Source organism: Sporosarcina sp. Y352 (assembly GCF_056786535.1).
Map to the genome: position 1 here is coordinate 149,249 of NZ_JBXCJE010000007.1, position 15,367 is coordinate 164,615.

The following is a 15,367-nucleotide window of genomic DNA, read 5'->3' on the forward strand; positions in this document are numbered from 1 at the left end:
TCATAGGAGTTTAAAATCGATAAATCTGGTGCAGTAAAAGGCTTGTCGATTACTTTATCGGTCAAGCCTTTTTATAATTAACTGTTTAAAGAAGCAGCACCTTTTTTAAAATATTCCTTCCGTTTTGTACCTGATACAGCTTTCAATGCCATTAACCCGAATAAGAAGAATGCAAATGAACCTATTAACCCCACAGGACGGATCGAAGTTAATTCAGCAGCTAAACCTATTAATACCGTTAAAGCAATAATGAAACCTGCTTCAATAACACTAAAGATGCTTCCGAACCTTCCCATCATCCTCACAGGAACATGATTTTGGTAGAAAGTCAAATACCCTGTATTTGCAAACGTTACAGCAAATCCAATTAAAAATACACCAGGCGCTGCACTAAAAAAGCCATTCGAACTATAAAGTACTATATAACCTATTGAGGTAGAAATGGTACCAAAACCTATTAAAAGATCCACTGCAAGCTGTTTCGAAAATACTGAATTAATAATCGATCCCATTATAATTCCAGCTCCAAAGACACTTAATAAAAACCCATAATTGGTATCTGATATTGAAAGTACTCCTTTAGCAAATGCTGCCTCGAGAGAATCAATTGCAGTCATGAATATAGTAGTACCGCTAAATAATAAATATATCTTTGTGACATAGGTATAGTCCTTACTGAAATTAATTACTACCCGAAAATCATTTTTTATCATATCCCAAGTAAATCTTTGCCCCTCTGTCTCTTCAAGTCTTGAATCAACATTAGGTAGCATCATAATAATAATTGCCGAAAAAAATAAAGCCACTGCATTCACATGGATGGCAGTATAAGGAGTACCCAACCAAAATAAAATCCCCGCAATGGCAGGACCTATTAGTGAACCACAAGAGTTGATAAAATTACGTAGTGCATTAAAGCGTTGCCGATCTTTTTCAGGTATTAGTTTAGTCATATAAACCATAGATGTGGGTTGAAAAATAGCACTTCCCATATTAATGATAAACGCTAGTATATAAACATAAATAAGTGAAGGTGAAAATGGAATTAACGCAATACATAGTGCTCGGAAAACGTCTAATCCCATCATAAGTCGTCGTGTATTTACCCGATCAATTAAACTACCTGCCCAAGCATTCGAACATATAGTTGCAATTGGACCTAGTATATATAATAAAGCAATTGCAAGCGGAGAACCTGTTTCATTCAATATAATTAAATTTAGTGCGATTAGGTAAACCCACCCACCCACATTTGAAATTCCTATTCCTCCTAATAGCATTAAAGGATACTTCCATCTGGACATGTTCACCACTCCTTTTTTATTTTTTGTAAAACAAAATAAAAAAACTCGCCCCCAAGATATTTATCTTGGGGGCGAGTCATATCGCGGTGCCACCCCAGTTCACCTCCACATTGCTGCAGAAGCCTAATCGAGTACTACTTTGTGAATAAATCACCTGTGATACTCTATCTCGTTAACGTGAGAATACGTTGCATCATCATTGTTCAAAACAAACAAATCCAATGCACAGCTCCAAGCCTTGTTTCAACACATTTCCTATCCCTCTTTTTCAGCTACCAGAGGTCTCTGTAGATAGTACGTGTGTTTACTCTTCTTTTCATAGCCTTTTATACAGATTTTTATATATCTTATATTATTTCGAACTAAAATTCAATACAAAAAAAAGAAAATTACTAATTATTTCTATAACAGACAAAGAAATAAATGCATTTATAGTATTGTTGTTACAGTAATTATTTACTTCATGCATACCACAACTTACTCTTCTTCATAGGAATAGGTAAGGCTTTGAAGTTATCGCTACCTTTTCCCCTCCTTCACACCGTACGTGCGACTTTCATCGCATACGGCGTTCCAACTGACAGATGGGTACCTAAATATAAATTCAAAAAAAGTAACGCCAGTTTTTACGCTGGCGTTACTTTTTTCACTTAAACTTTAGGTAACACATACTTAATTCAACAATTCTATTTCCTTCATTTCATCCAAACTTTTCAAAGCTTCCTGTAACGGCTGCTTCAAAGCGGGCGCTAATGATTTTGCGTACGTCGCAGTGAGGTGGTTATTGAAGCGATACACAACCACATTTCCGATGTCAGGATAGCACATTTTGTCATCACAGAAGTATTCAGTCAAGTCTGCAAAAATGACAGTGAACGGAATCCCCTCTGTATTTTCCCATGGCACTACTTTCGATCCCCCTCCACCTCGCGTAATTGCACAATCTAATGGGTCGCCTGCATTTCCTAAACAAAGCGGAATATTCTTTTTCATTCACGGATTATCCCGCACCGCGAATACCGTCTTGATGCCTTCAAGTTCACTCCACTGAACTATATAATCTACTGGAACTGTATCACGCTTATTTAACGTAGACGTCGTAAATATTAAGTCAGGTGGATCTTCTTGTAAATGCTTTAGTAGATTCGCATTCCACTCTAAACACGTTTCAGTTAACAGTTGATAGATAAAGTATCTTGTCTGGTCAGGCTTTATTATGACAGCTTCATTCGCAATTCATTTTACGACATTGGTTTTCCAGCTTTACCCCAATGTGTTTTAGGTATCTCTGTGACGAGAACTCTAATATTTTCTACCGGAGCATCCAATGTTTCAGAAACCGTTTGCGTAATATTTCCAATCAATTCAGCGACCTTCTCTTTCGGTCTACCTTCTATAATACTTACCTGGATTAACGGCATGCGATGTCTCCTCTTTCTCTAGAATTTATTCTGTTACCGTAAATGAAACTTCACCAAGTCCATCGAATTTCCCGCTGACAACATCACCTTTTTCAAGAAGTACGGCTCCAGTGAGTGCACCTGATAAAATGACGTCTCCTTTTCGGACCTTGTCGCCTTTTTTGGCAAGCATATTGGCGAGCATCGCAATTGCATTTGCAGGATGACCGAGAACAGCCGCTCCTGTTCCTGACTCCTTTAACTCCCCATTAATCGTTAATGTAGCACCGATTAAATCGAGTTCAAATTGGTCTGGGCTTTTCAAAGTCGTACCGAATACAACTCTTGACGTGGAAGCATTGTCTGCCACTACATCAGGTAGTGTAAAATTGAAATTTTCATAACGGCTATCGATGATTTCCAGCGCTGGAACAACCGATTCGGTTTTCGCCAACACTTGTTCACCTGTCACACCAGGTCCTACAATGTCTTCCCCAATCACAAAAGCGATTTCCGCTTCTACTTTCGGATGGATTAAATCACTAAGGGAAACCTCTCCTCCGTTGTCGATCAACATATAATCGAAAACGTATCCATATATGGGTTCATCAACATTCATTTGCTGCATTTTAGCTTGAGACGTCAATCCCATTTTGGGCCCAACAATCTTGCGACCTTCAGCCAACTTAATAGAAACCAGCTCTTGTTGAACGAGATACCCTTCTTCAACTGTTAAATCGGGCTTCAAACGGGCTGTCACTTTTTCTATTTCACGCTTTTCTACTTCTCCTGCAACTAAATAGGTAGCAATTTCTTTTATTTGATTGGCATTCATAGCTATTTCCTCCTTTTTACAACATACTAGTTTTTGTTTGGAGCGCTCAGCTTTCATGTAAGCGACCTAGTTCAACGTATTGTCTCAGTCAGCCAGCGACTTAGATCATTTTTATTAGCCTCTCCAATTTTATGGCCCGTCGGATAGGTTTTATAATCTACAGTGGCGCCTGCTTCTTTAAAATAGGCATCATTCTTTTTCCCGACTTCCGGCGGAAAAATAGTGTCTGTTTCACCGTCCGATAAATAAACTAACAGATGATTGACGTGTTTTATCGGGTATTCCTCCACTACGAAATCTGGAATATAACCATTCATGGAGACGATGCCTTTAATTTTATCCCCTAGTACTAACGCAAGTGAATTGGATAATATAGCGCCTTGACTAAAGCCGCCTAAGTATATTTGTCCACGGTCAATCGGATAGGTTGCGCATGCATATTCAATAAAGCTTTCTAAGCCTTTCATGCTTTCATCGAAAAGGTCCCGATCCGGATTTCCGTATCCTTTCAAGTAGTAATACGCATATCCTTTTTCATGCTCCAAATGACCTCGGATGCCAATTAAAATAAAATCCTCTTTTACATCTTCAAAAATACTTAGCATATGTTGTTCATTGTAGCCAATGCCATGTAGAGCAAATAACACAGGTAGATTTTTTCCTGGTTCAATCTTTGATGGCATCATCACTTCGTACTCAAATTTGTTTACCATTTTGCCCCTCCTGGATACATTTACTGTAGCATTCAGATTTTAATTTTGTAATATGATATTCCCCAAATTAATCATACCAACTATCAAATTCCAATTACACATAATGGTCGTGCTATGTTTTAAATACCTTAAAACCTTTTCACGAAATAGTACATATTTGAATATATTAAACACAGTACGTGTAAGTGATTGGAGGTTAACAGTTTGAATAATAGTAATTTATTCTTTTCCAATCAAAATCAAGATAGTCAAAATCAAACAGACAGTGAAAGTGCTAAACTTGCTGTCATTGCAGGCGTAATAACTACATTTGGGGATGCCCTTTCCACTTTGGCAGCAGTCCTAGCATTAGAAGAAGCACGGCAAGAACAAAATAATGCTGGAGATAGTAAAAATATGCAAAAACAGATTGATTATTTAACCTCTGAAATAGAAAAAATGAAAAGACAGATGAATTCACCTTGGAGATAGAAATCTACTCCCTATTCATACATTTTTGCTAAACATCTTTCGAGATGTTTTTTTATTAAAATTCGTTATTGTTATTTACAGAGCTATGAATCCTACTTTATATAGTTCGACAAAACCTGATCATTATCCTTGTTGGACACTCCCTCAAACAAATACCCATGCCATTCCAGTGCATTCCCCAAGTAGTTTGACCAACAAACGCCTAGGAGATCCTACAATCCCTTAAAGTATTTCCCCACACTGTCTGTTATAAAAGAATGACCGGTTAGGAGCGGGTCCTTTTTCAACTGCAGTTGGAATTGATTGAAATGCTTGATAAAGTATTCTCTTTCCTTCTCATCAACCACAAATTTAATACCGTATTGGTTGAGGTTTTCCTGTTCTGCATCATACGCAATTGTCCCATAAAAAGTCATTTCTTCGTTCATTATGGTTAATTGAAACTTCAATATAATATCCGACCTTACGGGAAGTTTAATGTTCGATAAAAAACGTAATCCGCCCGGCCCTATATTTTCAACTACTATTTTTGTATTTCCCAATTGAACCTTTTTTCCATTCAATTCAGAGATCGTCATAAGTGCTTCGAGTGGATACTTAAAATCAATTCTAAAATACTTTCTTCTTTCTTTAAATGGTATAGATTCAATTTCAGGATTCAATTGCCCTGTTAATAACTTGATGATATTTTCTTCTGAAACTGGCCTACTAAATAAATACCCTTGAATCCAATCGCATTGTAAATCAGCTACAAATTCCTGCTGTTCTATCGTTTCGACACCTTCCGCTACGACTTCTATGGAGAGCCTATGGGCTAACTGAATAATCGAAGTAACAATTTCAGCACTGTCCTTATCGGAAGACACGTCCTTTATCAACTCTCGATCTATTTTCAATACGTCCGGTTTCATATCTCTTAAACTTTTAAATGACGCGTAGCCTGTACCAAAATCATCAAGAGAAATCTCTATACCCAACGCCTGCAAACGCTTTATTTTATCCAACACTTTTTCTTCTTGATCCATCAACGTACTTTCGGTAATCTCAATGTTAAGCCATTTTGCATCTAACTTATTTTCTTGTAAAACACTAGAAATCATATCCACCAAGTCCGTTTGTAAAAACTGCACAAGTGACAAATTAACCGATACCTGAATGAAATGCCCGGCCTTATGCCATATGCATACGTTTTCGCAAGCCGTCCGCAATACCCATTCACCAATTTGAGTGATCAATCCAGACTCTTCAGCCAGCGGGATGAATTCATCTGGAGGAACGATTCCCCAATCAGGATGATTCCAGCGGATTAGTGCTTCTACACTAGCGATTTGATTCGTCCGCGCATGTACAATCGGTTGGTAATAGACGAGAAACTGATTTTCTTCTAACGCTTTCTTGAGCTCATTTCTTAATGAAAAAGTCTTATATGTGCCGACATTGGCGGATGGTGAAAAAATTTGATACTTATTATTTCCTGATTTCTCCGCTAGGTACAATGCTAGACCCGCATTTTTCATCAGAGAAACGGCGTCATCTCCGGATTCAGGATAAATACTAATCCCAATACTCGTCGTAATGGAAAGAGTGTAGTCCTTAATGTCAAATGATTGCTCAAAAACGTGCAGTACCCTCTTCGCAATTTGTTCAATTGAATATATGTCTTGATGGTTTGTCGTTAAAATCGCGAATTCGTCTCCGCTTATTCTCGCTATCATTTTGAAGTTTTTAGTAAGCTTATTTTTTAATTGCCTTGCGATTTCAATTAATAAAAGATCACCGATATCATGACCTAATGAATCATTTAGAAAGCCAAATCCATCTAAATTAAGAAACAAAACGGCGAACTTTCGCTTATCGACATTCGCTAGGCGTATTTCAAGATCCAACCCATTTTCAAAAGCACGTCGATTTGGTAATTCAGTTAAATAATCATGGTAAGCCATATAGTGAATTTCTCGCTGTTGCTCTTTTAATTCAGTAATGTCATGGATATTGCAAATAACTCCATTCACACTTGGTGTATTGAGGAGATTCGTATAGATGACCTCAACATCACGCCATTCCCCATTTTTGTGTTTTAATTGAAGCTCTACCGTGAAAGGAGTGTTATGTCGATTGAGAACTTCTTTGAATTTACTCTTTTTCGATTGAAGGTCATCAGGATGCATCAAATCAAAAAAGTTTTTTCCGGTAAGCTCCTCCACTTTATAGCCAAGAACAGCCTCAATTGACGGACTTTCAAAGATGATTGTTCCATCTTTGTCGAGCATTCCGATAACTTCATGAGAATAATGGATTAATGATTGAAGTTTTTCACGCATTTCTTGAAGATCTTGCTTTAATTCTTGTTTATAGGAAATATTATGTGTTAATCCATACAAACCGATTACTTCATCATTCTCTAATTGAATGGGTGTCAGCGTTACATCGATATGAATGTTTTCCCCATTTTCATTTAGAACCCTATATTTCACATATTGAGCTTCTCCTTTTAACACGTCGGTGAAATAACCTTCCACCCTTTCTACATCTTCTTTATAAATGAAATTGCTATACTTTTCCCCAATAATTTCTTCAACGCTAACTCCCGCTAATTGGTTACTCCCCCCACGGATATTCACAATTATCCCTTTTAGATCAATAACGAAGAGAAGTATATCAGGAGAATTTTCAAAGATTTGAGGATATGAGCTTTTTTCCTCTTCCAAATAAGCCATTAACTTTTTCTTTTTATTCATTCGTGAAAACAAGTACACCCCTCCTTACTAGACGTGAATTTATATTGTTCAAATTGGCTTTATTATTTCATAGTGAAAGACACCTAAAATGATAATATTAAATTTCGAGTTTTTCCATTAACATTCGAGCAATTCATTGGTATATGTAAATTATAAAAGTATTTTGGCAAATCAACTCTCTACATAAATTTACCGTCATTCTCAGATTAAGTCAACGATTTTTATGCTATTATACCTATTTCAAAAACCACCTAATTCCATAGAAATAGATTTCGAAAGTACTAGTAAGTATATAAATAATGCTTGCATGCAGACTGATAACTCCACGAACATCTGACAGCCCCCATAATTCTAAGCTTCCTCTTGCACGGATACATTTAATTCAAATCACTCTTTCAATTCAAGTCAAATAGGGTGATACTGATAGTAGTAAACTACTGGAGGTATGGCCATGTTTTGTCAGAAGTGTGGGGGTAAAAACGAAGCTACTTCACTGTTTTGTGGCAGTTGCGGTACTTCTATGAAGAAATCCGGAAAAAAGTGGTTGTGGATAGGCATCGTCTTTACTGTTTTCTTATTGGCAGGAGTCGGATATGTGCTGGTTCAAGTGTTAAACGACAAGAAGCCCAGCGAAATCGTTCAGAGCATGGCTGTGGAAAAACCAAAAGAAGTGGAACAGGTTGTGCAGCCTGTTGTTAAGAAAGTGGAACGTGTACAAAGTCTTGAAAAAGAAAAAACGGCAGTTATTAAAGAATCGTTGCCAAAGGTCTTTACGATTTTCACGCAAGAGGGACTCGGATCCGGTTTCCTATATAAAAAAGGCGGACTGGTCGTAACGAATGCGCATGTTGTCGTCGGTTACACGGAGGTGATTGTCCGAGATTCGAGCGGCAAGGACACACCTGGGCAAGTCATCGGCATATCAGATCTTTATGACGTTGCATTGATACAGGTTGCGGACTATGTAAACGCGGAACCGCTCTCTGTAGAAATGCAAGAATCTGCGATTGGAACCGAAGTGATTGCGCTTGGCAGCCCCCAAGGATTGGAAAACTCCGCTTCTGTCGGCTATTTGACAGGCATTAATCGAACAATTGATTTTGAATTCAGCTATGACAATGTCTATCAAGTCGATGCACAAATTGACCAAGGAAGCAGTGGCGGTCCACTGTTAGATGCTAAATCTGGAAAAGTAATTGGCATTAACTCACTTCTTTATACAAATAAAAACAATTTTGCCTTCTCGATACCCATGTATAGCATGGTCGACCTTCTGGATTCCTGGGCTAAATCCCCTATGACGAATCATCAAGTTGCCGGGGTATTTGGTTTCTATGATGAGTACGCCGATGTTAGTGCCACGACGGAAGCGGAAGACAATTACGAGGAGTACGTCGAAGAGGAAGTCGTGGACGAAGAAGTCCCTGTCACCTCTACTGTCTATTTCGATGAAAGTGAATTGGAAAGTTTCATCCTCACGTTTCGTGACAATTATGCAACGGCCTTGCAAGATGAAGATTTTTACTGGATTCAAGACATGCTGTTGCCCGGTAGTGCGGCGTACCGCGAACTGGAAGACTATGTAGCAGAGATTGCGGGTCAAGGGATGACATTTAACTTCACAAACAATACGGTCACCGGTATTGAAATTCACGACGAAATAGCTTATGTATCGACACTTGAACAATTCGACTTCACCACAGCAGCGGGAGAACTCATCTACTACGAGCGTGAAAAAGACTATACAATCATTGTTGATGAATACGGGTCCTACCAGATCACGGATATTTTCATTTATAATTAACAGGTTTCTAAGACGCAGATTAATGAAGGATACCTGTACTTGAAAAATCATAAACAAAAAACCAGACATTCGCCAATGTCTGGTTTTTTGTTTATGAATTTAAGGTGCCTGGTTCTAATACAACTCCGATTTGTCTCACAACCAAACAACCGTCACTCTGGAATATCTAAATGCCTCCTACTAGAGTTCCCAAGGGTAAAAATCTAGTAAACTTATTCAAAAATAGGAGCTATATAAGGCATTGTTTTTGCCAAAATCCATACTAAGAATAGGACAACCGGTGCGTGGAATATCAATTGTAAAATGGAATATCCGGCAAGGTCTTTTGCTTTGACACCCAAAACCCCCAATAAAGGCAACATAAAGAATGGATTTATCATGTTGGGAAGGGCCTCCGAAGCATTGTATACTTGTACAATCCAGGCCATGCTCACATTTAATTCTTTTGCGGCTGCGAGCAAGTACGGCGCTTCCACAATCCATTTTCCGCCGCCTGAAGGGAGAAACAACCCTAAAATGGCTGAATATATCCCGGCAATTAGCGGAAACGTATTTTCAGTCGAAATCGACAGAAAGAACTTCACTGCCACATCATTCAGTCCAGAGTTCATTAAGATTCCGAAAATTCCTGCATAGAGAGGAAACTGAATGAGCACACCACCAATGGCAGGTACTGAATTGGCAACTGAATTCAAGAAATTTCTTGGTGTCCAGTGCAAAAGCAATCCTAACATTAATAACATAAAGTTGTAATTGTTGAGATTAAGAGCAGCGATCGGTCCTGTTTGCGCAATCACATTTATAATATAAATCGAACCGATACCGACCAATAAAAGTGTTAAGATCGGGCTGTATTCTAGCCATTCTCCCGGCCTTTCAGCCTTCTTTTTTTCTTTATCAAGGGTACCAATTCTCTTATAATCAATACCAGCCATTTCGGCAGTCTTCGCTCTGTCTTTACCAGGAGCAGACACATATGCAATCCACACTGATAGAGTGATTAGAACAACGATCATGACTAAGTTTTGCCAAGTGAAAATTGTTTGCGACATCGAAATCGTACCACTGATTTCATATAAAGCTGGCGGAATTGAAGCTTTTGTCGCCATTAACAATGCCGCTGAAGAAGAAAGGCCTAGTGCCCAAACACTTCCAAGCCCAAGGAATCCTGCCGCGCCCATCGCACGGTAATCGACACCGTCGACGCGTCTGCTAATTTCTTTAATAAGAATTCCACTAAACACCAAGCTAAATCCCCAGCTTATGAGAGATGTAAACATAGAAAAGAACGCTACAAAAGCGACTGCTTTCTTCGGTGAATTAGGAATTTCAGCAAGTTTTGCAATTAATGTATGAACAGGTTTAGAAGAAGCTACGACGTATCCAGTAATAATAATAAAGGCCATTTGCATTGTAAAAGGTATTAAGTCCCAATAGTGAGTACCAAAATCGACCCCAATTTCAACGGGAGTCCGTCCCATTAGTAAGGCAACAATTGCAATTAAAACGACTGCAATCACCGCAAAAATATACGCATCCGGGAACCACTTTTCACTCCAATTCGCTAGTGAAATCCCCAATCGCTCCATAGCGCTTTCCTGTTTCACATCTTTTTTCTTGTTATTCAAACGACACGCACCCCTCACTCTAAGTTGTTAAGATGTAAAAATTTGTTTCATCTTGTTGCGTCATTCACAAACTATGTAACTGTTTCCAAAAAATGAATTCATTCCCTCCTTTAACAGTCCTCAAGGATTGATATTACAGTTTGTTTGAATATATGTAAAGTTCAAAAATAGAATCCTATTTAGTAAAAGGAGCGATATAGATTGTTGAAATATACCAAATAAGTGTTTGTGTTTGTGTTTGTGTTTGTATTTGTGTTCCTCTTTTAAACTACGCAATTGCATTGTATTCTTTGATTAGTTTTGCTTGCAACGCACCAGAAAAACCAGACATTTCCCAAATGTCTGGTTTTTTTATTATGCAGTTTTAATGAGTTACCCAATTAATATGAAACAACGAGATGATCATAGTGAAAAGGTTTCATGACTCTTTTTCTATCCGTAAAAGTCACTACCTCTTTAACACCTTTTTCAATTAACATACTCTTAATTTGATCTGCGTAAATACCTACATCATTCGGGTAGTGCGAGTCAGATGATGTAGTGAACTTTACCCCTTCCGCTATTAAGATATCCAAAAACTTAGGACTTGGACATAATTCTCTAACAGGATAGCGGTAATATAATCCCGCATTGACTTCTGTTGCTACATCATTTTCAACTAACACTTTTGCTACGTCTTTATATACATCGACCAAACTCATTTCAGGAGGTCGGTGATTAAAAACTTTTATATTATCTAAATGCGCGATGAAATCAAAGATCCCACTCATCGCAGCTTTTTTGACTGTTTCGAAATGATTTTTGTAAAGCTCATTTACATCATATAGTTTAAATATATTTTGGAGAGCAGGGTTATCAAATCCCCATCCATCGTAAAAATGAACAGAACCAATTACATAATCGAAGTCAAAGTCACTTAATATAGATTTTAATTCATCTTCTCCGCCAACAAAATAGTCTGCTTCTATTCCTAACTTCAGTGTCACACCTTTTGACTTCCACTCTTTTTTTGCAATCGTTATCAACGAAACAAAATCCTGTAAACTTCTTACCATCACTTTATCTAACCAATCTGCTTGCTGCTTACCTATATCATCCGAACGCACATCTATGTATCTAGTGAAGTAATCTCTTGTTTCCTTAAATCTGTATAAGTGATCAACAATACCCACTTCTTTAATCCCTTTATTTAAAGCTTCTTGCAAATAGAAGTCTAACCACCATGTAGAGTATTCACTTTCATCTAATCGTTTGCTCATCCTATCACTGGATTCGACCAACCATTCTTTCGTATGCTTACTTTTTTGACTTGGCTCAAAATGCTCCATTGCTTGCAAACTTTTTTCAACAAACGATAACGAGTAAGGTCCTTCTTCAAGGTGTATATGATAGTCTACTTTCATTCGATTCTTCCTCCTATTGCAAAACTGGATCAGTAACAGATATCCACTCATATCCACTTTCGAGCCAGTCTAACGGTTTTTCTTGATCACAAATAATTTTGGTTAGTTTGGAAATCGGACTTACTTCGAACACCGATTTTTTATTTAACTTGGATGAATCGGTAAGCAAAACGGCTTCTTGACTTTGCTGAATCATGACTTCTGATATGAGTGATTCATCCATATCAAAATCATAGACAGCGTCTTTGGTCACCCCACCACAAGATATAAAGGCCTTGTTAAAATTAAATCTTTTTAGAAATTCAACGGTGTATGTGCCTTTCACAGATGATTGTTCAGGATGCGTAACTCCAGGTAGCATAATTACTTGTCCTGAAATACGCTTTTCTTCAATCGCTAAATTAAATCGAAGAGCTGCACTTAAAGAGTTCGTGACAATCGTTAATGAGTGAATGTCTTCAATCATGTCTGCAATGTGAACCGTTGTCGTACCTACATCTACCGCTATCGTATCTCCATGCTGAATGAGCTCCGCGGCCTTTTTGGCGATTTCCAACTTATTCTCATAGTTTAATGACATTTTACTATCATAGACCATCTCTTTTTGAGTAGGTATAAAAGGAACCGCCCCACCATGAATACGTGTCAGTTGTGAATTCATCTCAAGATCTGCCAGATCTCTTCTTATCGTTTCGGGGGTGACATTTTGACTCTTTGCAATATCGGCGACCATTATTTTGTCGTACTTTTCCAATTGACTTAAAATAAACCGGTATCGTTCGTCTTTATTCATCATGACATCCTCCCTTACAGCTGTTCTTATCTATACAAAATTGTCAATCCACCAGTATGTTCAAGGTTTTCCAATGGCCTTTTTTCCAGCGTAAAAATAACAATAAAGCTCGAATCCACTCATCTACTATAAATACAATCCAAATTCCTATTAACCCGTACCCTAACCAAACGCCGACGATAAAGCTCATCGGAATGACAAACCCCCATACTACAATAATACTGATTAATACAGGATACTTCACATCTCCCGCTACATTCAAAGTTGAAACTAGGATCACATTTGCTGTTCTAGCAGGTTCTAATAAAACACTTAGAAAAAATAGCGGAATCGTCAGTTGAATGATTTCTTCATTTGTGGTGAATAAGGTAATAATAAATGAAGATAACAATGCAATCACAGCTGTTAAAGTAGTGGTTGCAAGGATACTCTTCATTAATAACTTCACTGAAAAGTTGTAAGCCATATCCTTCATATTGCTGCCAATCAGCTTACCAGTTATGATTTGAGCTGCTTGCGATATTGCCATTGAACATGCAAATACCATCGAAGTAATTGTTTGTGTATAAATCTTCGCTGTTATCGTAGCAGCGCCCAAACTTGCGACAAAACCTGTGATGATCACTTGCGATAAGTTGTAAGAAACATGTTCTCCGGCTGAAGGAATGCCAAGTACAAGTACTTTTTTTATGACTTTTAATTCAATACTTTTCCAATTTATAAAGCCAAAAAGGAGTTGCTTATACTTCAAAAAATAGATACACAGGATAATCATACCAATCATCCGGCTTATATTGGTCGAAACTGCAACTCCAAAAACGCCTTCTCCGAAAATGGTTATGGGTGTAAATAAGACTGTATAGTTGAATATAATATTTAACACATTAATGAATATTGTCACAGACATCACAAACTTAACCATCGAATAACTTCTAAAAACACTTCCCATCAAGCCCATAATGGATTGAAAAATGAGTCCGTATGCGATAGTTTTTAAGTAAATCGATGCTTCGGCCATTAAGTTTTCTGGTGTTTGAATTAATTTTAGTAAAGTTTCGTTGAAAACGAGTAGTACAGTCATCATAATGATGGTGAAAATGACATTTAAATAAATTGCATGTGTAAATATTTTTGCGCTTTTTTCCTTTTGATCCGTACTTGAAAGTTGGGTTAGCTGAATCGTTGTTCCAATATTTATAAATCCGTATATCATAGTTGTGACGACGATTAATTGATTTGCTAGCCCAACGGAAGCAACACTATTATCTGAGTACTGGCTAAGCATTAGCACATCCATGTTACCTAGTAATAGTTGAAAAAATTGCTCTACTAACAAAGGAATGAATAGATATTTAAAATTAGGAATTTCTTTGAAGTTTTTCATTTACTTATAATTTCTATAGTTGTTCGTTTCAATGAGATATGTCTGAAATAATTGTTTGTGATTCATCTCGATTACACGGGCACCACGCACAAGCTCTCCATAACACTGAAACCCACTCACTCTACCGTAGCCTAATTGAATGCCATGATAATCGGCAACAAAGTCGTTGTCATGATCATGGCCACAAAATACGCCTGCAATATGTCCGTTTAGTAATAACGACGTAAATAATCCCGTATTGACCACAGGTGAAGAGATGCTCTCATATCTCTGACCATTTACTTTTCCATGCATGAATGCATCTTTATATTCCGGAAGTGGAATATGTAAAAACAATAAATCTTGCTTCACTTCGTTCTCCCTATTCTTATATAACTCGGAAACTTTGTTAAACCACGTCACTTGGTCAGGATGAACAAACTCATATGTACCAATCTTTAGCGGGTCAATTGCACCGCTATCTACTAAGTAGAGTACATGTGAAACTTCGCCTTCATTGGTATTAATTTCAACACAATAAGAAGCTCTATCCTCAACAACATGTAAATGCTTTTTCTCAACCAATTGTTCAATTTTTTCTTCCATCTTTCGTAATTGCGTACGTGTAATGCCTTCTTCTGCATCATGATTACCGTATGTAATCGCTATTGGTTTATTTAATGCATTTAATACGTCTACTAATGCTTCAAAACTTTTTTCAGGGCCTGGTACACCTTCAGACCATATTAAATCTCCTGTAATGACAATTAAATCTGGATTTGCTTGCTCAGTCATTTCTTTTAAATGATTAAACGTAAGATCATCATGATCATGAAATGGCATTGAACCCACATGTAAATCCGTAAATTGCAAAATCCTGAACTTCCCTTCTTCTCCCACAGTAAGTTTCATCAT

12 protein-coding genes, 1 pseudogene and 1 other annotated feature are annotated in these 15,367 nt (G+C 37.5%); of the genes and pseudogenes, 2 read left to right on the top strand and 11 right to left on the bottom strand.

Features of this window, described 5'->3' with window-relative positions; all coding sequences use genetic code 11:
• Positions 1-77: 77 nt before the first annotated feature.
• From AC1TO6_RS13645 to AC1TO6_RS13665, 5 genes and pseudogenes are all read right to left on the bottom strand, one after another.
• A complete protein-coding gene (locus tag AC1TO6_RS13645; protein ID WP_482102156.1) occupies positions 78-1,304 on the bottom strand; it encodes an MFS transporter in 1,227 nt (408 codons plus the stop codon).
• Between the two features lie 64 nt (positions 1,305-1,368).
• Positions 1,369-1,633: a binding site (T-box leader), on the bottom strand.
• Between the two features lie 343 nt (positions 1,634-1,976).
• Positions 1,977-2,297: an SGNH hydrolase domain-containing protein gene (locus AC1TO6_RS13650; RefSeq protein ID WP_482102157.1), complete on the bottom strand. Its 321-nt coding sequence runs from the start codon at positions 2,295-2,297 to the stop codon at positions 1,977-1,979.
• A gap of 248 nt (positions 2,298-2,545) precedes the next feature.
• Positions 2,546-2,728 (bottom strand): annotated as a pseudogene (locus AC1TO6_RS13655) (4-oxalocrotonate tautomerase); the annotation flags it as partial.
• Positions 2,729-2,750: 22 nt separating this feature from the next.
• On the bottom strand, positions 2,751-3,539 hold the full coding sequence (locus AC1TO6_RS13660) for a 2-keto-4-pentenoate hydratase (protein ID WP_482102158.1): 789 nt from the start codon (positions 3,537-3,539) through the stop codon (positions 2,751-2,753).
• 71 nt (positions 3,540-3,610) lie between these two features.
• Positions 3,611-4,252, bottom strand: coding sequence for an alpha/beta hydrolase (locus AC1TO6_RS13665; protein ID WP_482102159.1), 642 nt, complete (start codon positions 4,250-4,252; stop codon positions 3,611-3,613).
• A 204-nt stretch (positions 4,253-4,456) separates the two neighbouring features.
• Here AC1TO6_RS13665 and AC1TO6_RS13670 point away from each other — a divergent pair, with 204 nt between their 5' ends.
• Positions 4,457-4,723, top strand: a complete 267-nt coding sequence (locus AC1TO6_RS13670) for a hypothetical protein (RefSeq protein WP_482102160.1) — start codon at positions 4,457-4,459, stop codon at positions 4,721-4,723.
• 212 nt (positions 4,724-4,935) lie between these two features.
• Here AC1TO6_RS13670 and AC1TO6_RS13675 read toward each other — a convergent pair whose 3' ends face one another.
• Positions 4,936-7,473, bottom strand: a complete 2,538-nt coding sequence (locus AC1TO6_RS13675) for an EAL domain-containing protein (protein WP_482102161.1) — start codon at positions 7,471-7,473, stop codon at positions 4,936-4,938.
• Between the two features lie 439 nt (positions 7,474-7,912).
• Between AC1TO6_RS13675 and AC1TO6_RS13680 the strand changes: the two genes are divergently transcribed.
• Positions 7,913-9,265, top strand: coding sequence for a trypsin-like peptidase domain-containing protein (locus tag AC1TO6_RS13680; protein ID WP_482102162.1), 1,353 nt, complete (start codon positions 7,913-7,915; stop codon positions 9,263-9,265).
• A gap of 212 nt (positions 9,266-9,477) precedes the next feature.
• Here the strand turns inward: AC1TO6_RS13680 and AC1TO6_RS13685 are convergent, their stop codons facing one another.
• From AC1TO6_RS13685 to AC1TO6_RS13705, 5 genes are all read right to left on the bottom strand, one after another.
• Complete coding sequence (locus tag AC1TO6_RS13685) at positions 9,478-10,893, bottom strand: short-chain fatty acid transporter (protein ID WP_482102163.1); 1,416 nt, start codon at positions 10,891-10,893, stop codon at positions 9,478-9,480.
• A gap of 380 nt (positions 10,894-11,273) precedes the next feature.
• Positions 11,274-12,296, bottom strand: a complete 1,023-nt coding sequence (locus tag AC1TO6_RS13690) for a histidinol phosphate phosphatase domain-containing protein (protein ID WP_482102164.1) — start codon at positions 12,294-12,296, stop codon at positions 11,274-11,276.
• 13 nt (positions 12,297-12,309) lie between these two features.
• Positions 12,310-13,089: a DeoR/GlpR family DNA-binding transcription regulator gene (locus tag AC1TO6_RS13695; protein ID WP_482102165.1), complete on the bottom strand. Its 780-nt coding sequence runs from the start codon at positions 13,087-13,089 to the stop codon at positions 12,310-12,312.
• A gap of 43 nt (positions 13,090-13,132) precedes the next feature.
• A complete protein-coding gene (locus tag AC1TO6_RS13700) occupies positions 13,133-14,473 on the bottom strand; it encodes an MATE family efflux transporter (protein ID WP_482102166.1) in 1,341 nt (446 codons plus the stop codon).
• Entirely contained in the window at positions 14,474-15,364 is an 891-nt protein-coding gene (locus tag AC1TO6_RS13705) for a metallophosphoesterase family protein (protein WP_482102167.1), read from the bottom strand.
• Between the last annotated feature and the right edge of the window lie 3 nt (positions 15,365-15,367).